General features: G+C 66.4%; 16 protein-coding genes. 12 read left to right on the top strand and 4 right to left on the bottom strand.

Annotated elements, in window-relative coordinates; translation table 11 throughout:
• Positions 1–11: 11 nt before the first annotated feature.
• Positions 12–1,247 (bottom strand): MFS transporter, encoded by a 1,236-nt coding sequence (locus ACSYDW_RS05825; RefSeq protein WP_438337767.1) that lies wholly within the window; start codon positions 1,245–1,247, stop codon positions 12–14.
• 133 nt (positions 1,248–1,380) lie between these two features.
• Entirely contained in the window at positions 1,381–2,121 is a 741-nt protein-coding gene (locus ACSYDW_RS05820) for a FadR/GntR family transcriptional regulator (RefSeq protein WP_438337766.1), read from the bottom strand.
• Positions 2,122–2,178: 57 nt separating this feature from the next.
• On the opposite strand from ACSYDW_RS05820, the gene ACSYDW_RS05815 reads away from it, so the two are divergent.
• From ACSYDW_RS05815 to ACSYDW_RS05805, 3 genes are read left to right on the top strand one after another with little or no spacing between them, the layout of a single operon-like run.
• Entirely contained in the window at positions 2,179–2,904 is a 726-nt protein-coding gene (locus tag ACSYDW_RS05815; protein WP_438337765.1) for a gamma-glutamyl-gamma-aminobutyrate hydrolase family protein, read from the top strand.
• A complete protein-coding gene (locus ACSYDW_RS05810; protein ID WP_438337764.1) occupies positions 2,897–4,075 on the top strand; it encodes a M20 family metallopeptidase in 1,179 nt (392 codons plus the stop codon). The genes ACSYDW_RS05815 and ACSYDW_RS05810 overlap by 8 nt, the downstream gene beginning before the upstream one ends.
• The gene (locus ACSYDW_RS05805) at positions 4,011–5,447 is read left to right on the top strand and encodes an MFS transporter (RefSeq protein ID WP_438337763.1); all 1,437 of its coding nucleotides are present in this window, start codon (positions 4,011–4,013) and stop codon (positions 5,445–5,447) included. The genes ACSYDW_RS05810 and ACSYDW_RS05805 overlap by 65 nt, the downstream gene beginning before the upstream one ends.
• Positions 5,448–5,672: 225 nt before the next feature.
• Here the strand turns inward: ACSYDW_RS05805 and ACSYDW_RS05800 are convergent, their stop codons facing one another.
• Positions 5,673–6,341: a TetR/AcrR family transcriptional regulator gene (locus ACSYDW_RS05800; RefSeq protein WP_438337762.1), complete on the bottom strand. Its 669-nt coding sequence runs from the start codon at positions 6,339–6,341 to the stop codon at positions 5,673–5,675.
• 363 nt (positions 6,342–6,704) lie between these two features.
• On the opposite strand from ACSYDW_RS05800, the gene ACSYDW_RS05795 reads away from it, so the two are divergent.
• On the top strand, positions 6,705–8,330 hold the full coding sequence (locus ACSYDW_RS05795) for an ABC transporter substrate-binding protein (protein WP_438337761.1): 1,626 nt from the start codon (positions 6,705–6,707) through the stop codon (positions 8,328–8,330).
• A gap of 162 nt (positions 8,331–8,492) precedes the next feature.
• Here ACSYDW_RS05795 and ACSYDW_RS05790 read toward each other — a convergent pair whose 3' ends face one another.
• A complete protein-coding gene (locus ACSYDW_RS05790; RefSeq protein WP_438337760.1) occupies positions 8,493–9,161 on the bottom strand; it encodes a TetR/AcrR family transcriptional regulator in 669 nt (222 codons plus the stop codon).
• Positions 9,162–9,313: 152 nt separating this feature from the next.
• On the opposite strand from ACSYDW_RS05790, the gene ACSYDW_RS05785 reads away from it, so the two are divergent.
• The 8 genes from ACSYDW_RS05785 (at position 9,314) to ACSYDW_RS05750 (ending at position 18,589) form a co-directional block, all read left to right on the top strand.
• Positions 9,314–10,993 (top strand): amidohydrolase, encoded by a 1,680-nt coding sequence (locus ACSYDW_RS05785; protein WP_438337759.1) that lies wholly within the window; start codon positions 9,314–9,316, stop codon positions 10,991–10,993.
• A gap of 13 nt (positions 10,994–11,006) precedes the next feature.
• Positions 11,007–12,638, top strand: a complete 1,632-nt coding sequence (locus tag ACSYDW_RS05780) for an ABC transporter substrate-binding protein (RefSeq protein ID WP_438337758.1) — start codon at positions 11,007–11,009, stop codon at positions 12,636–12,638.
• Positions 12,625–13,656, top strand: coding sequence for an ABC transporter permease (locus ACSYDW_RS05775; protein ID WP_438337757.1), 1,032 nt, complete (start codon positions 12,625–12,627; stop codon positions 13,654–13,656). Before ACSYDW_RS05780 ends, ACSYDW_RS05775 begins: the two co-directional genes overlap by 14 nt.
• Positions 13,653–14,510, top strand: coding sequence for an ABC transporter permease (locus ACSYDW_RS05770; protein WP_438337756.1), 858 nt, complete (start codon positions 13,653–13,655; stop codon positions 14,508–14,510). Before ACSYDW_RS05775 ends, ACSYDW_RS05770 begins: the two co-directional genes overlap by 4 nt.
• Positions 14,507–16,183, top strand: a complete 1,677-nt coding sequence (locus ACSYDW_RS05765) for a dipeptide ABC transporter ATP-binding protein (protein WP_438337755.1) — start codon at positions 14,507–14,509, stop codon at positions 16,181–16,183. Before ACSYDW_RS05770 ends, ACSYDW_RS05765 begins: the two co-directional genes overlap by 4 nt.
• An 11-nt stretch (positions 16,184–16,194) precedes the next feature.
• The gene (locus ACSYDW_RS05760; RefSeq protein ID WP_438337754.1) at positions 16,195–17,640 is read left to right on the top strand and encodes an NAD(P)/FAD-dependent oxidoreductase; all 1,446 of its coding nucleotides are present in this window, start codon (positions 16,195–16,197) and stop codon (positions 17,638–17,640) included.
• Positions 17,637–18,020: a cupin domain-containing protein gene (locus tag ACSYDW_RS05755; RefSeq protein ID WP_438337753.1), complete on the top strand. Its 384-nt coding sequence runs from the start codon at positions 17,637–17,639 to the stop codon at positions 18,018–18,020. Before ACSYDW_RS05760 ends, ACSYDW_RS05755 begins: the two co-directional genes overlap by 4 nt.
• Before the next feature lie 221 nt (positions 18,021–18,241).
• Positions 18,242–18,589: a hypothetical protein gene (locus ACSYDW_RS05750; RefSeq protein WP_438337752.1), complete on the top strand. Its 348-nt coding sequence runs from the start codon at positions 18,242–18,244 to the stop codon at positions 18,587–18,589.
• Positions 18,590–18,591 lie beyond the last annotated feature (2 nt).

The following is an 18,591-nucleotide window of genomic DNA, read 5'->3' as shown; positions in this document are numbered from 1 at the left end:
GGCGGTGCGTCCTAACGGTGCGCGAAGCGCAAACCCAGCCGCCGCTCGCTCAGGGCGAGCGAGAGCAGGATGCCGAGGGCTGCAAAGCCGCAGGTCATCCACCAGGTGGAGGACCAGCCGCCGGTGGCCGTCGCCAGCGCCGCCACGATCATCGGGCCGGCGAAGTTCCCGGTGTTGAAGATCTGCTGCATCAGGCCCATGGCCGCGGGCGCCGATCCGCCCTCGGGGGCCAGATCGACGGCCATGCGGGTCAGTGTCGTGGGGACCATCGCGCCGGTCAGCGAAAAGAGCGCCACGCACGCCACCTGCCACCCCAGGCCGTGGGGGACCGCGGACCAGTCGACGGCGAAGGTCGCGACGCTCGTGGCACCCATCAACATGAAGGCCAGGTTCAGCAGCAGGCGGGGAGGCGCCCCGCGCTGCAGCAACGCACCGGTGGCCAGCGCGCCCGCCGCGTTCAGGCCGCCGACCAGGCCGGTGAGCACGCCGGGACCCACCCCGGTGAGGCCGGCGTCCGCATAGACGGTGGGCAGGAACCCGACCACCGCCATCCACTGGATGGTGTAGCAGCCAAAGACGATGCCGGCGATCCACACCCGGGCCGAGCGCGCGGTGATGCCGATCCGGGCCATCGCCGGGCGCACCCCGCCGCGGCCCGCCCCGTGGTCGGCCGGAACGAAGCGCGCAACCAGCGGGATCGGCAGCAGGCTGAGCCCGGCCATCATCCACCACAGGGCCTGCCAGGTTCCCACCTGCAGGAAGAACGCGCTGGCCAGCAGGCCCAGCAGGGTTGCCGTGCCCTGGTAGGCGCTCCAGCAACCCACCGCCAGGTTGACCCGCGGCGCGGGCGCGTGGAACCGGATCAATCCGGGTCCCACCACCGTTGCCACAATGAAGCCGATGCCCTCGATGGCGCGGGAAGACAGCAGCATCCCGGCCCCGGGGGAGAGCGCGCCCAGCACCGAGCCCAGGCTGAGGAACAGCAGGCCCAGCAGCAGGGTCCGGCGTGCGCCGATGACCTCGGCCAACAGCGAGACCGCCAGCCCGCCCACCATGCCGGCCAGCTGGACGATGCCCAGCAGCACGCCGGCCGTTAGCAGCGAGATCCCCAGGTCATCCTGGATCAGCGGCAGCGCGGCCGGCAGCTTCCAGATGTGCAGCGCCGCGGTGATTCCCGCGATGACCACCGTGATCCATGCGGCGTTCCCGCCCCGGGTCTTGGGGAGGCGTACTTGGGCTGTGGTCACCGGGTCGGTCCTTCGTTTGGAGGTTCCTCGCATTCTGCCACGGCCCCGGCGGCCGGTTCCACGATGTGTCGGCGGCTGCCCGGCGGCTGCCCGGCGGGTGGCCGGCACGGCGCTGGCCCGGTGTCGGAACGGGTCAGTTGGGGCGTAGCGCGTGCAGTCCAACCATGAGGTCAAGTGTCGATTGAACATGGTGGGACAGCTGCCTGCGGGCTTCCTCCGCATCGCCGCCGACAATGGCGAGAACCAGGGGCGCGTGCGACTGTCCCGTGAGCGTGTCGACGTTCGGGGGATGGACCATGTGGCGCAAGGTCCGGGTGAGCTGCCACTGGATCGAGCGTTCTGCCTCGAGGAGCATCGTCGAGCCGGACAGCTCGGCAATGTACAGGTGCAATTCGGCGTCGGCGAAGCGGAATGTTTCGGGGGAGAGCCCGTGGGCGTGGCTGGCATCCGCAAGTTCCAGGAGCCGCAGGCGTTCGGTATCCGTGATGGTTCCATCGGCGAAGCGCCGGGCAAGCCTGGCGGAAGCCTCTCCCGAGACGGCGCTGCGCCAGATGGTGAAGTCCTCGAATTCACCCAGCGTGGGGAGCTCTGCGTCCAAAAAATAGGGGGCCCGCACGGCGTCGGCGCGTACGAAGGTGCCCCCGCCGCGGCCGCGGCGGGTTTCGATCATGTCGTGCTCTCGCAGAGCCTGCAAGGCTGCACGCACCGTCATTGGTGCGACGCTGAAGGCCGTAGCGAGTTCCGTCTCCGTGGGAAGGCGGTCGCCGGGCCGCAACTCGCCCGAACCGATCAGCTCGCCGATGCGGCGAACGATGGCCTCGCTGACACCTGCTGCCACCACAGGCGAAAAAAGTTCCGTCAGGGTCTTGCGCAATGAAAACTCTATTCTCTATAGTTCATAACATTCTAGCTCAACAACGGAGGAAAACCCATGCCGATCCCAGCTATCGCGATTGCTGGCAGACTTTCAGAAGGTGCCGACACCGACCCCAGAGTAGTCGGTGCGAACCGCATTTTCCATGATGTGGTTGCGCTGGTAGCGGCAAGCGGACTCAGCCCGGTCGTTGTCACCGATCCCGGCGTCGACCTGGCGGAATTTGCCGGATTGGTGCTTCCCGGGGGCGGTGACCTGGACCCCGCGCTGTATGGCGGGGAGTCGTCACCGGCGGTGTATGACATCAACCCGGTCCAAGACGAGCTCGATCTGGGCCTGGCCAAGCTGGCCCTGGATCTTGGCATCCCGGTCCTGGGCATTTGCCGGGGTGCGCAAGTGCTGAATGTCGCGTGCGGCGGCACCCTGGTTGCCGACCTTGAACCGAGCTGCGTGGAGCACTACCACCAGCCCGGGCCTGGTGAGGACCTTGAATTCCTGTGGCACCCGGTGCGGCTTGCGGAAGGCTCAGCGATTCGCGCGGAGTTCGGCGCGGCCGAGATGAACGTTGCCTCGGGACACCACCAGGGTATCGACCGTCTGGGGGAGGGGCTGAGGGCCGTTGCCGTGGCGGCGGACGGGCTGGTCGAAGCGTTCGAAGACGAATCCGGGCGGTTCCTCGGCGTCCAATGGCACCCCGAAGCCGTTGATACGCCGAGCGCCGTGCAAAACGTGCCGTTCAAGATCTTTGCCCGCCACGTATCGGGGAGTGTCGTCCGTGCCTGAACTCGACATGCGGGGGGCGAAGCGCGCGGCCGGTGGAAACCTCGCCGCCATCAAGGACGAAGTGGTTGGAGTCTCCAGGCATCTGCATGCCAACCCGGAGACGGGTCTGGCGGAAGTGCGCTCGGCCGGATACCTGCTCGAGTCGGTGGAAAGGCTGACCGGGATTGGCGGCACCTTGGGATTGGGCAGCCTGCCGACGGCATTCCGCGTCGAAGCGGGAAACGGCGACTTGGTCATCACGCTGTGTGCCGAATACGACGCACTGCCGGACATCGGCCATGGTTGCGGCCACAACATCATCGCCGCCGCCGCAGTGGGTGCTTTCGCCGCCTTGGCGCCGATTGCCGATTCCTTGGGCATGACGGTGCGACTTCTGGGAACGCCGGCCGAGGAGAACGCGGGCGGAAAGGTGACGCTGCTCGAGGAAGGCTACTTTGACGGAACCCACGCAGCACTGATGGTCCACCCGGGGCCGTTCGACTCCGTCCGGATGGATCCGCTGGCGTCCGGTGCCATCGAAGTCGAGTTCTCGGGCCGTCCGGCCCACGCCAGCGCCTCACCCCATGAGGGGGTCAACGCACTGGACGCCTTGACCATCATGCTGACGGCCATCGGGTTGGCGCGCCAACAGCTCGAGCCGTTCCAGCAAATCCATGGGTTTGTCCGGCACGCCGGTACGGCACCCAACGTGATTCCCGGTGCGGCGGGCGGGACCTGGATGGCCCGGGGTGCCACGGCAGAGTCCCTGGGTCGCGTCATGGAGGTCATCCGCCGTTGTGCGGAGGCCGGCGCGCATGCCACGCAGGCCACCGTCACCTTCAGGGAAGGGTCGTTCCAGTACCACGATCTGATTCCGCATGACGCGCTTGATGGCGCCTATGAGGCAAACCTGAACGACCTTGGCCGTACGAGTTCGCCTTTCCCGAAGGGCGGGTCAACGGACATGGGCAACGTCTCTCACCGCTTCCCCAGCATTCACCCCATGATCGGTCTCGGGCAACCAGCGGCGGTCATCCACACCGAGGAGTTTGCCCGCCTGGCAGGATCCGAGACGGGCGACCAGGCGGCCATTGACGGCGCATTCCTGCTGGCAATGACTGCCGTCGATGCGGCATTGGATCCCGCATTGCGGGCTCGGCTTTTGTCTGAAACTTCAACCAGCGTCGATTGACGTTTTCGAAAGGTCCCACATGACACACGAACAAACGCAACTACCAAGAACAGCCAACACCAAGCCGCCTGTCCGACAGGTAGTCGTCGGCGTTGTCGGTATGATGCTTGAGATGTACGACTGGCAGGTCTATGGCTTCATGGCTGTCTACCTTGGTGCGCAGATATTCAACCCCCACGATCCGTTTGCCGGCCTCCTGAGCGCGCTGCTCACCTACGCCGTTGGGTTCTTCGTCCGACCCATTGGTGGTGCACTCATTGGTGCGTACACCGACCGCTTCGGGCGCAAGGCGGGAATGATCGTCGGCATGCTCATGCTTGGATTCGGCTCGCTCGTCATAGCGCTCATGCCCACCTACGCCCAAGTCGGTGTGTGGGCCGGAATCATTCTTGTCGTGGCACGCCTGATTCAGGGACTTGGCACCGGCGGCGAACAAGGGGCAGCGGTTTCGTACCTCAGTGAAATCGCGCCCGAGGGCAAGCGCGCCCTGTACAACGCGTTCGGCTACATCGCGAGCTCGGTTTCTGTCATTTTTGCGCTCCTGCTGGCGGCATTGCTGCCAAGGATCCTGGGGACCGAAGCGATGTCCGCTTGGGGATGGCGCATTCCGTTCATCCTCGGGGCCCTATTCACGGTCTTTGCCGTGGTGATGCGCCGTACGATGAACGAAACAACACATTTTACCGAGGCAAAGCAGGCCCGGTCGGGCCGGCGGAGTCCCCTGCGGGACCTGCTGACGACGTACCGCAAGCAGTCCCTGCTGGCGGCCTTGTTCATCGCCGGGGGCACGTTTGTGTACTACGTATTCGTGCTGCAGTACTCGACCTTCGTCAACCTGGTCACGGACATCGAGCTTTCCCAAGCCCAGCTTTTGACGACGGTCGTGATCATCGTGTTCGCGGCCTTGCAACCCGTTTTCGGCTGGCTTTCAGACCGAATCGGGCGCAAACGCATTCTCCTGGCGTCATCGTTCGGCATGCTCGTGACGATCTGGCCCGGTTTTTTGTCGGTCACCGACAATCCAGCCGTGGTTATCTCGCTGCAGATGCTGGCAGTGGTCCCCGCGGCGGCGTCGGCTTCCGTGGGAAACACCGCGCTGGCCGAGTTGTTCCCCACCGAGGTCCGGGCCATCGGGGTTGCCTTTCCGTATGCAATCTCCGTGGCGCTATTCGGTGGAACGGCGCCATACATCATGGCAGCCGCGGCCGGGAGCGGAAACGTTGTATGGCTGGCTGTCTACGGCTCGGTGCTCGTCCTTGGCACGCTCGTCGCCGTGATTCTCATGCCGGATCGGGCCAATGAACCGCTGCATTCGGCACCGATTGCCGCCGGCGCACAGGCGCACCGGATCCACCACGCACCCAGCGAATAGGGGGTTTCGGCGCAAGGCAAAGTTTGTGCCACACGGGTGGCAACGAATGCAAAGGCCTCCGGGCGAGGTGGATCCGAATTGATGATCACCATGCCCGGGGGCATTGCCGTGGTTGCTGCGTGCAAGGCTCCCGGAAACGGCAATCCCCGTGTTTCGGCGTGCATGGCGCGGTCCGGATGTCGTCATTGCCCGGAGCCAGAAACCGTTGTGGGTGCACGCGGGCCTTTAGGGGGCGGCCTTGGCCTTTGACGCTTCGATGATTTGCTTGACGCCGGCCAGGAATATTTCCCGGTGGTCCAGGGCGAGGATCTCTTCGCGGAGCGATGAGACCAGCGGATTGCGCGACGGGTCGGCCAGCAACGGGCCTGTGAACCACTCCTGGGAGTCCTGGTCTTCGGACTCGGCCAGGTCGCGGGCCAGCCCGGCCGCACCGGCCAGCACGTAGGCGCCGAAAATCGCGTACTGCTCGGCCAACTCGCGCCCGCGCAGGCCCGCTTCCGAGAAGCACTCGAGCATGTGCTCGATGCTGTCTAGTTCACCCTGCCCGCCGGTCGTCAGCGAGGTGGCAGTCACCGCGATGGCCGGGTACTCCAGGAACGTGTCAAGGGTCAAGGATGCAAACTCGGCCAGCGAGTCTTCCCACTGGGCCGTCGGGATGGTCCGCCTGGCGTGGGCCATCTTGAAGAGCCTGTCCAGCAGCTCCTGCATGAGGCTTTCCTTGCTCTGGAAGTGTCGGTAGATCGCCGTGGGGTCGACCCCCACTTCCTTGCCGAGGTCGCGGTAGGTCATGGTCAGCGTGTGGGGACGCGAAGCCAGGCGAAAAGCGGCTTCGACAAAGACTTCGCGATCCAGCGGCACCTTGGTGGATCTGCCGGTGGATGATTTGCCTGACACGCGGGCCTCCGTTCTGCCCGCCGGTGAGGGGGCTGTTGGTTTCTCCGATCATCCTACATTCGAGGCTGACAACATCTTTGTCAACATCATTGACAGCTACATTGACGACACCTATGGTCATAGCTAGCACTCCAAGGAGACGGGGGTCACACATGTCGGGGGTCTTGGCGGGTGGAGTTTTCAGCGGGGAATTTTCGGGGAAAGCGCCCTGTCATGGTGCCGACCCGGCCGGAACCGCGCCCGCGCGCATCGGGTTTCCCGCCAAGGAATGACGACCCCGTCGCGGTCCCGCGCCTCCGGGAACCAGCCGAGGTGATCGCACGCATCCCACTGAACCGTTCCACCCGAGCAAGGAGCCCGAAAATGATGAGAAAACCCCTCAAACTTGCGATAGCCACCGGTGCCGTGCTGGCATTGGCGGCCTGCTCGGCTTCCCCTGGCGGCGGCGAAGCCGTCAAGCCGAATTTCGAACTGACGGCCGAGACCCCGGCGCCGGCCGGCGAGCTCGGGAAGCTGGTTTGGTCCACGTACGCCGAACCGTACTCGCTGGACTACGTCTACGCCTTTGACTACGCGGACAACCAAATCCTGTCGAACGTCTGCGAATCGCTGGTCCGCCTGAATGAGGACATGTCGATCTCGCCGGGCCTGGCCACGAAGTACGAGAACCGGACGCCAACGACCTGGGTCTACACCATCCGCGAGGGCGTGAAATTCCATGACGGAACCACGCTCACCGCCGACGACGTGGTTGCCTCCATGAAGCGGCACCTCGATCCCAAGATCGGTTCCTTCTGGTTCACCGCCTATGACAAGGTCGCGAGCATCGAGAAAACCGGTGCCAACGAAGTCACCGTGACCACCAAGGTTCCGGATGCCCTCTTCAACGAATCGATGTCCGGTGCCGCCGGTGTCATCGGCTCGGCCGCGACCTTCAAGAAGCTCGGGGCCGACTACGGAAATTCCACCGGCGGCGTGAACTGCACCGGGCCGTTCGAGCTCAAGAAGTGGCAGAGCGGCGAGAAGCTCAGCCTCTCGCGTTTCGACGGGTACTGGGACGCCGACCTGAAGGCCAAGGCCAAGGAACTCGACTTCGTGATCATGACCGATCCCGTGGCGCGCGTCAACGCCATGAAGTCCGGCGAGGTGGACGGCGGCTGGCTGGTCCCCACCAATGCCGTGGGCGAGCTCAACGCCTCGGGCGCCGGGGACGTCTTCTTCGGCCTGAACACCGGCGTGAACTCGCTGGTGGTCTCCAACCTCGAGGGCCCGCTGGGCAACCCCGAGGTCCGGAAGGCGCTGTTGATGGCCATCGACCGCACGGGGCTGGCGCAGGCCGCCGAGGCCGGGTTCGCCAACCGCACCAATTCGCTGACCACCGAATCGGTGTGGAGCCGGGCGGACGGGGCAACCAAGGAAGCGGCGTTCAATGGCCTGGTCGACTACCCCTACGATGTCGAGGCTGCCGCCAAGATCATCAAGGAGCAGGGCATGGAGGGCAAGGAACTCACGCTGACCACGGCCCCCATGGGAGTCAACTTCTCCGTCGTGGCCCAGGCCACCGCGGCCGCCGCCGAGTCGATCGGCCTGAAGATGAAGATCAACACCGTGACCCCGAACGCCTACACCACCCTCTTCTCCGACCCGGAGGCGCGCAAGGGCACGGACCTGTACATGACCAGCTGGTACCTGTCGATCGGCGACCCCCTGGAAATGTTCAGCGTCCTGCGCACCGGCGACTTCTCCAACTACGGCAACTGGTCCAACCCCGAGTACGACAAGATCGTCAACGAGGCCATGGAAACGATGGATGCGACAGAGCGGTTCACCAAGTCCCTGGAGGCGCAGAAGATCGTCAATGCCGAACTGCCGTGGCTGCCACTGTACGCGGGCCCGAACGTCTTGTGGATGAACAAGAAGATCACCGGGGCCTCGCCGTCGGTCAACTTCATGTACTTCCCCTGGGCTGCGAAGATCGGCGCCAAGTAGCAGCGGCCGGCTGCCCCGGAAGGTATGCCCTGCATGATGGGAGGATGCCCCGCGACCCGAAGTTCGTTTCGGGTCGCGGGGCATTTTTCGGTGTCCATGGCGGGTGCCCGCTGCGGTGCCCGCTGCGGTGCCCGTGCGGCACTGCGGCACTGCGGCTCGAACCTACGCCGCGGCCGCTTGCCTTGCCGCGGTGATGAATTGCTCGACCCCGGAGAGGAAGAGGGCCCGCTGTTCCAGGGCCAGGATGTCTTCGCGGCTCGAGACGGCCAGGGGGTGGCGTTCGGGCTCGGCCACCATCGGCCCGGCGAACCACTCGTAGGATGCCGTGCCTTCTGGGTCTGCTTGGTCCCTGGCCAATCCCGCGGCCCCGGCCAACACGTAGGAACCGAAGACCGCGTATTGTTCGGCCAGCTGCCGGCCGCGCAGTCCTGCCTCGGCGAAGCAGCCGAGCATGAGCTCCATGCTGTCCATTTCGCCTTGCCCGTTGGTGGTCAGGGATGTTGCCGTCACCGCGATGGCGGGGTATTCCAGGAATGTGTCGAGGGTTGCCGTCGCGAATTCTACAAGCCGCCTGTCCCAGTCCTCCGGCGGGTTTTGCACCCGCGAGATGGCGATGCGGAGCAGCCGGTCCAGCAGCTCCTGCATGAGGTTTTCCTTGCTTTGGAAATGCCGGTAGATCGCCGTGGGGTCCACCTCGAGCTCCTGACCCAGGTCGCGGTAGGTCAGTGACAGGGTGCGCGGGCGCGCCGCGATGCGCAGGGCTGCCTCGATGAAGACGTCGCGGTCAAGGGGTGCCTTGGAAGGTCTTGACCTTGGCGGTGCGCCTGCCACGTGGGCCTCCGTTCTCCCCGCTGCGGCGGGCCTTGGTGGTTTCTCCAACAAGCCTACAATCAACGATGACAACAGATCTGTCAACATCATTGACAGGCTAGTTGACCTCCCTTAGTGTTCTACCCAACAGACTATGGAGATGAGGGTCACACATGCAGGAGATTGCGGAGATCGCATTTCGCGGGGGCAGCGTTTTTACAGGCTCCGGCGCACCCGTCACGGGGCAGGCAGTACTGGTTCGTGACGGCCGCATCGCGGCGCTCGTGCCCGAGGACGAGGCCGGGGCATACATCGGTCCCGACACCGAAGTAGTGGACCTGGGCGGAGCACTGCTGCTGCCCGGTTTCCAAGACGCCCACATCCACCCGACCGGCGGCGGAACCGAGCTGCTCCAGTGCAACCTGTCCGAAGCCGAAAGCGCCGAGGAAGCCGTGGCGGCCATCGCCGCCTACGCCGCGGCCAACCCCGAGGTCCCCTGGATCCAGGGCGGCGGCTGGTCGATGGACCACTACGAGGGCGGCGCGCCACTGGCCTCGCTCATCGACGCCGTTGTCCCCGACCGCCCGGTCTCGCTGGCCAGCCGCGACCACCACTCCATGTGGGCCAACACCGCGGCATTCCGCGCGGCGGGACTGGACGCCAGCACCCCCGACCCCTCCGACGGACGCATCGAGCGGCTGGCCGACGGCACTCCGGCGGGCACCCTGCACGAGGGTGCCATGGGCCTTGTCGAGGAGCACGCACCGGCGGCAACCCTCGACCTCCTGGTCGCTGGGCTCGCGCGGGCGCAGGACGAACTGATCGCCCAGGGCATCACCGGATGGCAGGACGCCATGGTCGGGACGGGATCCGGCATCGCGGATCCCACGGACGCCTACTACCGCCTGATCTCCGACGGCAAGCTGAAGGTCCGCGTCCGCGGCTCGCAGTGGTGGAAGCGCGACGCCGGCCTGGAACAGGTCGAGGCGATGGTCGCAGCGCGCGCCGAAGCCGAAGCCCTGGGCTTGCCCGAACGTTTCAGCCTGGGCACCGTGAAGATCATGGTGGACGGCATCGCCGAGAACTTCACCGCCTCCATGATCGATTCCTACCGGGACAAGTGCGGGCACAGCACGCACAACAACGGCCTGTCCTTCATCTCCGCCGAGGACCTCGCCGTCTACGTGACGGCGCTGGACGCCGCGGGGTTCCAGTGCCACTTCCATGCCCTGGGCGACCGCGCGGTGCGCGATGCCCTGGATGCCCTCGAAGCGGCACGCGCGGCCAACGGACCCAGCAACCTGCGCCACCACCTGGCGCACCTGCAGGTCGTCTCGGAGGCCGACGCCGCACGCTTCGCCTCACTCGGCGCCACCGCAAACCTGCAGCCGCTCTGGGCCTGCCACGAGGACCAGCTCGATGAACTGACGCTGCCGTTCATGCCCGAATCCGCGCAGGACCGCCAGTACCCGTTCGGGGACCTGTTCAACGGGGGCGCCAGGCTGGCCGCCGGCAGCGACTGGCCCGTCTCCAGCGCCGACCCGATCGCCGGGGCGCACATCGCGGTGAACCGCATTTCACCCGAGAACGACAGCCGGCCGCTCGGCGGCGAACACCAGCGCCTGGACCTGGCAGTGATCCTTGCCGCCTACACCTCCGGCACCGCCTACGTGAACCACCGCGACGATTCCACCGGCAGCATCGCGCCGGGGTACTTCGCGGATCTTGCGGTGGTGTCCCCGAACCCGTTCGAGGTAGCCCCGGAAGACATCTTCCGCAGCCGCGTCGTTTCCACCTGGATCGATGGCACGTGCGTCTACTCCGCCGCCAACGTCTCCGCTACGTCCAAGTAAGGCCCCGAGGAACATGTTCACCAAGTCACTGAAAACCGCACTGGCGGCCGGAGCCGTGCTGGCCCTTGCCGCATGCTCGGCCGGCCCCGGCGGCGACAGCGCGACTGCCGCGAAGCCCGCCTACGAGCTCACCGATAAGACCCCGGCCCCGTCGGGCGAGATCGACAAGCTCACCTGGTCCACCTACGCCGAACCCTACTCGCTGGACTACGCCTACGCCTTCGACTACGCGGACAACCAGGTACTGGCCAACGTGTGCGAGTCCCTGCTGCGGCTCAACCCTGACATGAGCGTTTCCCCGGGGCTCGCCTCCGCGTTCGAGAACCCGACACCGAGAACCTGGGTCTACACGATCCGCGAGGGTGTCAGCTTCCACGACGGAACCACGCTCACCGCCGACGACGTTGTCGCATCCATGAACCGCCACCTCGACCCCGCTGTCGGGTCCTTCTGGTTCTCCGCCTACGCGAACGTCGAGAGCATCAAGAAGACGGGCCCCAACCAGGTCACCGTGACCACCAAGATCCCCGACGCGCTCTTCAACGACTCGATGTCCGGTGCGGCCGGCGTCATCGAGTCCGCGGCAACCCTGGCCAAGGCCGGTGGCGACTACGGAAACCCCACGGGCGGAGTGAACTGCACCGGTCCGTTCGAGTTCAAGGGCTGGCGGAGCGGCGAGACGATCAACCTCGCACGTTTCGACGGGTACTGGGACGCCGAGCTGAAGGCCAAGGCGAAGGAGCTCGAATTCGTCATCCAGACCGACCCCGTGGCACGCGTCAACGCCCTGAAGTCCGGCGAGATCGACGGCGGTTGGATGCTGCCGGCCAACGCCATCGGGGACCTCAACGCCTCGGGCGCCGGCCAGGTCTTCTTCGGGCTGAACTCCTCGGTGAACTCGCTTGTCGTCTCCAATGGCAAGGGCCCGCTGGGCAACGCCGAGGTGCGCAAGGCCCTGCTGATGGCCATCGACCGCAACGGCCTGGTGCAGGCGGCGGAGGCCGGCTACGCCACCAGGACCAACGCGCTGACGACCGCATCGGTCTGGGGGTCGGCCGATGCCGCAACCAAGGAAGCCGCGTTCAAGGACCTCGCCGACTACCCCTACGACCTGGAGGCAGCCAGCAGGATCATCCAGGAGCAGGGCGTCGCGGGCCAGGAAATCACCATCACCACCGCGCCCATGGGCAACAACTTCACGGTGACCGCCCAGGCCACCGCGGCCGCGGCGGAGTCGATCGGCCTGAAGGCCAAGATCAACACCGTCACCCCGAACGCCTACACCGCGCTCTTCTCCGACCCCGCGGCCCGCGAGGGAACCGACCTGTTCTTCACCAACTGGTACCTCTCCGTGGGCAACCCGCTGGAAATGTTCGGCATCCTGCGCACCGGGGACTTCTCCAACTACGGCGAATGGTCAAACAAGGACTTCGACAAGGTTGTCAACGAGGCCCTCGAGGAGACCGACCCGGAGAAGAGCCTCGCCACGTCGCTTGAGGCGCAGAGGATCCTCAACGCCGAGCTTCCCTGGCTGCCGCTGTACGAAACCCCCACCACGCTGTGGATGAACAACAAGATCACGGGTGCCTCACCGTCGGTGAACTACCTGTACTACCCCTGGGCGGCCCACATTGGCTCAAAGTAACCCCGCAACCGCAACCGCGACCCCGCAGGCACCCGGGGGCAGCGGCCCCCGGCGCCCCGGCGCCGCCGGGTTGAAGCTCGCCGCCGGCAAGATCGGCGCGTTCCTCTTCACCGTGTTCGTCTCCTCGGTGATCGTCTTCTTCTCCCGCTGGCTGGTGCCAGGGGACCCGATCAGCTTCCTGCTGCGCGGGCGCAGCCCCAACCCGGAGGCCATCGCGGAAGTCACGGCGATCTACGGCCTGGACAAGCCGCCGCTGGAACAGTACTGGCACTGGATCACCGGCGTCGTCCAGGGCGACTTCGGCCGCTCCTTGCAGTACCGGCAGGACGTCACCGAGGTGATCCTCGGCCGCCTGCCCGTCACGCTGGGCCTGGTGGTCATGGCCGGGCTGATGATCGCTGTGCTCGGGCTTGCCGCGGGCATTGCCGCCTCGCTGTTGCGCGGTACCTGGGCCGACCGGGCGATCGTCGCCTCCATGTCCGCGCTCGCGGCCATCCCGTCGTTCGTCGGGTCGATAGTCCTGATCGCGGTCTTCGCCGTGCAGCTGGGCATGTTCCCGTCCTTCGGCTCCGGCACGGGGTTCTGGGACACGGTCTACCACCTGGTCCTGCCGTCGCTGGCGCTGGCGATCTCGTTCATCGCCGTCGTCGGACGGGTGACCCGCTCGGCCATGGTGGAGCAGTTCGCCCGCGAACACGTCGAGGTGGCACGCTCCCGCGGCGTCACCCCGGTGGCCGTTGTCGTCCGCCACGTGCTGCGCAACGCCACGGCCCCGATCCTCACGGTCAGCGGCCTGCTGGTGGCCGGGCTGCTGGTGTCCTCCTCGATCGTGGAGCAGGCCTTCGGCCTGGCCGGCCTGGGCTCGCTGCTTGTCTCCTCCGTGGACCGGCTCGACTTCCCCGTGGTGCAGGCGATAGTGCTGATCGTCGTCACCGCCTTCGTCGCCATCAACACCCTGGTTGACCTCCTGGGTCCCGTCATCGATCCGCGCCTCAAGGCCGGGGAGGGAGCACGATGAGCATCCAAGCTGCTCCGCGTTTGCCCATCAAACACCTGAGCCTGAAGAACCGACGCTGGGGGCTGGCCCTGGCCGCGGCCTTCCTGGTGGTCGTGCTGCTCGCGGCGGTGTTCGCGCCCCTGGTGGCACCGTACCCGCCGGCGGCCGTGGACCTGCTGCGCGTGAATTCCGGGCCGACGCCCGCGCACCTGTTGGGTACCGACGCCTTGGGCCGCGACATCCTCTCCCGCATGGTCCACGGCGCGCGCACCGCGCTGGCCGGCCCGGCGTTCGTGGTGTTGCTCTCCACCGTCCTGGGCCTGCTGCTGGGCCTGTGGGCCGGGTGGGCCGGCGGCAAGGTCGACGCCGTGATGAGCCGCGTCTTCGACATCGTGCTGGCCTTCCCCGCACTGCTGCTGGCGATCCTCGCCGTGGCGCTCTTCGGCAAGGGGCTGGTGGCCCCGGTGCTCGCCATGTCTATTGCCTACACCCCGTACATCGGGCGGCTGACCCGCCAGCTGGTGGCCACGGAGAAGAACCGGCAGTACGTCTCCGCCTACAAGGTGCAGGGCTTCTCGGCGCCGTGGATCGCCACGCGCGCGGTGATGCCCAACGTGCTGGGCGTCGTCGGCTCGCAGGCCACGCAGAACTTCGGGTACGTGCTCGTGGAACTCGCCGCCCTGTCCTTCCTGGGGCTGGGCATCCAGGCCCCGCAGGCCGACTGGGGCAGCATGATCAACGAGGGCCAGGCCGCCCTGGTCAGCGGCAACTTCCTGCCGGCATTGATCCCGTCGGTGGCCGTGGTGCTCGTGGTCGTGGCCGTGAACACCGTCGGCGGCTGGCTTTCCGACAAACTGGGAGATCCGTTCGCATGAACCTCTTGAACATCAACGACCTGAGCATCGAGATCAACCAGCCGGGGGGTTCCAGCCTGCTGCTGGATGCGGTGTCCCTGCACATCGCCGCCGGCGAGACGGTGGCCCTAGTGGGCGAGTCGGGATCCGGCAAGTCGCTCACGGCCCGCGCCGTGCTGGGCCTGCTGCCCTCCTCGGCCGAGGTGAGCGGGACCATCGAACTCGGGGGCGTCCAGGTGCTCGGCGCCTCGCCGGCGGAACTGCGCGCCCTGCGCCGCACCCGCGCGGCAATGGTCTTCCAGGACCCGCGCTCGTCGATCAACCCGGTGCGCACGCTCGGTGCGCACCTCATCGAACCGATGATGCAGGTGCCCGGCGCCAACAAGGCGGCACTCGAGGCCCGCGCCAGGGAACTGCTCGGATCCATGGGGCTGAGCAACCCCGAAGCCCGCATGAAGCAGTACCCGCACGAGCTCTCCGGCGGCATGCTGCAGCGCGTGATGATCGCCGGTGCCCTGATGAACGACCCGGAGCTGCTGATCTGCGACGAGTCGACGACGGCACTTGACGTGACAACCCAGGCCGCGGTGATCCAGCTGCTCTCCGACGCGGTGCGCGAACGCTCCATGGGCATGCTCTTCATCACCCACGACCTGGCGCTTGCCGCATCGATAGCGGACCGCACCTACGTGCTGCGCCACGGCGTGGTGCAGGAGCACGGCGAGACCCGACAGGTCTTCGAACGCCCCGCCGCGGAGTACACCCGGAAGCTTGTCGCGGCGACGCCCAGCATGCAGGGTGCCCCGAAAACCGGTGCCCGCCGGGCCGAATCCACCGAAGCCCCGGTGCTGAGCGTGGAAAGCGTCTCAAAGACCTACCACCTGCACGGGCAGCCGCCGGTCCAGGCGCTGAAGTCCGTCTCGCTGGCCATCCCGGCCGGAGGCGGCCTGGCGGTCGTCGGCGAGTCCGGCTCCGGCAAGTCGACGCTCGGCCGCATCGTCGCCGGCCTCGAACACGCGGATGCCGGCGAGCTGGCCATGGCCGGCGGCGAGGTCGCGGGGACCAGCGCCAAGGAACGCCGGCTGAAGACGGCATCGCGCGTCCAGATGGTGTTCCAGGATCCGTACCAGTCCCTGGACTCCCGGCTCACCCCGGCCAGGGCGCTGGAAACGGTCCTGAAGCTGCACTACAAGCTCGATGCCAAGGCCATGAAGGCGCGCATCAAGGAGCTCCTCGAGTCCGTGGGCCTCGAGGAAAAGCACGCGAACCTCTACCCGCGCAAGCTTTCCGGCGGCCAGCGACAGCGGGTGGCCATCGCCAAGGCCATGGCGTTGGAACCGCGGCTGCTGGTGCTTGACGAGGCCACCAGTGCGCTCGATGTCTCGGTCCAGGCGCAGGTGCTGGAACTTGTCAACAAGCTGCGCAGGGAAAGCGGCGTCTCGGTGCTGTTCATCAGCCACGACCTGGCCATCGTCGGCGAAATCTGCGAGGAACTGCTCGTGGTCCAGTCCGGCGAGATCGTGGAAAGCGGGCCCACCAAGGACGTGCTGGGCAACCCGCAGCACCCCTACACCCAGACGCTGCTGGCCTCGGTGCCGCGCCCGCGCTGGGAAACCACCGGCGGCGCCGGCGCTCCGGAGGACCCGGGTTCCCTCGACGGGAACCTGGAACCTGCGCAGAACAACCGCCACTAGGGAAAAAGACAATGACTACATCAACTCCGACATTCTTCGAGAATGCCGAAAAAACCATCGACCCCGCGCTGTGTGCGGCCTCCCTGCGCGACACCAAGCGTGCCGTGTACTGGCTCGATTCCCCGCAGCGCCCGGGCGTGCGCGAACCGCTGCGCACCTCCACCACCTGCGACCTGCTGGTGGTCGGCGGCGGCTACACCGGGTTGTGGACCGCGCTGCAGGCCAAGGAACGCAACCCGGAAACCGACGTGGTTCTCCTTGAGGCCGGCTGGATCGGCTCCGAGGCCTCGGGCCGCAACGGCGGTTTCTGCGAGGCATCGCTGGTCCACGGCGAATCCAACGGCGAGGCGCACCTGCCCAAGGAAAACGCGCGGCTGACCGAGCTCGGCAACGAGAACCTCGCCGGGCTGATCGAGACCATCGAACGCTACGGCATCGACTGCGACCTGCTGCGCGAGGGTGCCCTGGCGGTGGCCACCGAACCGCACCAGGACGCCTGGCTGCGCGAGGAGGCCGACGGGGAGGAAACCCTCTACCTGGACCGCGAGGAGACCTCGAAGATGATCGCCTCCGATGCGTTCATTTCCGGGGCCTGGAGCAAGACCGACACCGTGCTGGTGAACCCCGCGAAGCTGGCCTGGGGCCTGCTGGCGGCCTGCGAGAAGCTCGGCGTGCGGGTCTTCGAGCAGTCAAGGGTCACCGAACTGGAGGATGCCAACGGCACTGTCGTCGCGAAGACGGCCGCCGGACAGGTCGCCGCCTCCAGGGTCGCACTGGCCACCAATGTCTTCCCCTCCCTGCTCAAGCGCAACGCACTGATGACCGTCCCGGTCTACGACTACGTGCTTGTCACCGAGCCGCTGACGGAGGTGCAGCGCAAGGCCATCGGCTGGGAAACCCTGCACGGGCTGGTGGACCTGAACAACCGCTTCCACTACTCGCGCCCGATCATCGATGCGAACGGGGACTTCCGCATCCTCTACGGCGGCTACGACGCGATCTACCGCTTCGGCGGCAAGGTCAACCCGGAGTTCTACGACAGCGAAACCACCTACCGGAAGCTCGCCGCGCACTTCTTCGCCACCTTCCCGGAACTGCAGGAGCTGAAGTTCTCGCATGCCTGGGGCGGGGCCATCGACTCCTGCAGCCGTTTCTTCTCCTTCTTCGACCTGGCTTACAAGGGCAAGGTCGCCTCATGCGCCGGCTTCACCGGCCTGGGTGTGGGTGCCTCGCGCTTCGGTGCGCGCGTCATGCTCGATTTGCTCGAGGGCAAGGACAACGAGATCACCAACCTGGAGATGGTCAGGAAGAAGCCGCTGCCGTTCCCGCCGGAACCGGCGGCCTGGATCGGCGTGAAGATGATGACAGCGGCCCTGGCCCGCGCCGACCGCCACGAGGGCGAGCGCGGGCTGTTCCTGAAGACCATGGATGCCGTGGGCATGGGGTTCGACTCGTGAGTATCATCGAAAACATGAACATGACAAGCATCAACAACCCCACGGTCCATGCCCCCTCCGCGGCGCTGGAACACGAGCTGGTTCCGGCCGACCAGTCGGTGGCGGGGGATCCCACCACCGCCGCAGAGCGGCTCGGTGAGGTCTTCGGCGTGGAGTTCGGCCTCTGGGAAATGAGCGCCGGGATCATGACCGACGTCGAGGCCGAGGAACTCTTCGTGGTGCTCAGCGGGAAGGCCACCGTGCAGGTCCACGAGGCCAACGGCTACGCCGCGGAGGTGTTGCAGTTGGAACCGGGCACCGTCTGCCGCCTGGGCGAGGGCATGCGCACCACCTGGATCCTGGACGAGCCGCTGCGCAAGTTGTACCTGACGCAGTCCTAACGGATCGGCATCCGAATGCACAAGGCACAGGCCGAGGGAACGGGACCCTCGGCCTGTGCCGTGTGAGTTCCTTCCACCGGCTTCCGCGACCGGCCCGGTGCACTCCGGCTGGCCGTTGAATGCCGTAGCTCGCGGATTTATGCTGGTCGGGTCAATCACACTGGCGGCACGGCGTCCCGACCCTGCATCGAGTTTGGCGTGCCCGAAGAATGGAGCAAGCCATGAGCGATGACCAGGTGGACCGCAACCTCAAGGGTATGGATGACCTCGACTTCGACGGGTGGAACAACGCCGACTGGAACGGCGTGTTCGCCCACCACCACACCGAGGACGTGCTCGTGGACTGGAAGGGCCAGGCCCCCACGAACGGCGTTGGCGAGCACATCGACGCGATGAGGGCATTCGTCGATTCGGTCGGGGGAACCCCGCCGCAGATCACCTCCCACCCGATCGCCTTCGGCTCCGGCGAGTGGACCTGTGTCATCGGCGAGTTCGAGGACGGCAGCCGCATGGTGACCGTCGCGAAGTGGCGGGATGGGGCGATCGCCGAGGAATACATCTGGGCCTAGGA

This window comes from Paeniglutamicibacter selenitireducens (assembly GCF_051550675.1).
Taxonomy (GTDB): domain Bacteria; phylum Actinomycetota; class Actinomycetes; order Actinomycetales; family Micrococcaceae; genus Paeniglutamicibacter.
Note: the sequence above shows the minus strand (reverse complement) of the source record. Positions and strands in the feature narration are given on the sequence as shown.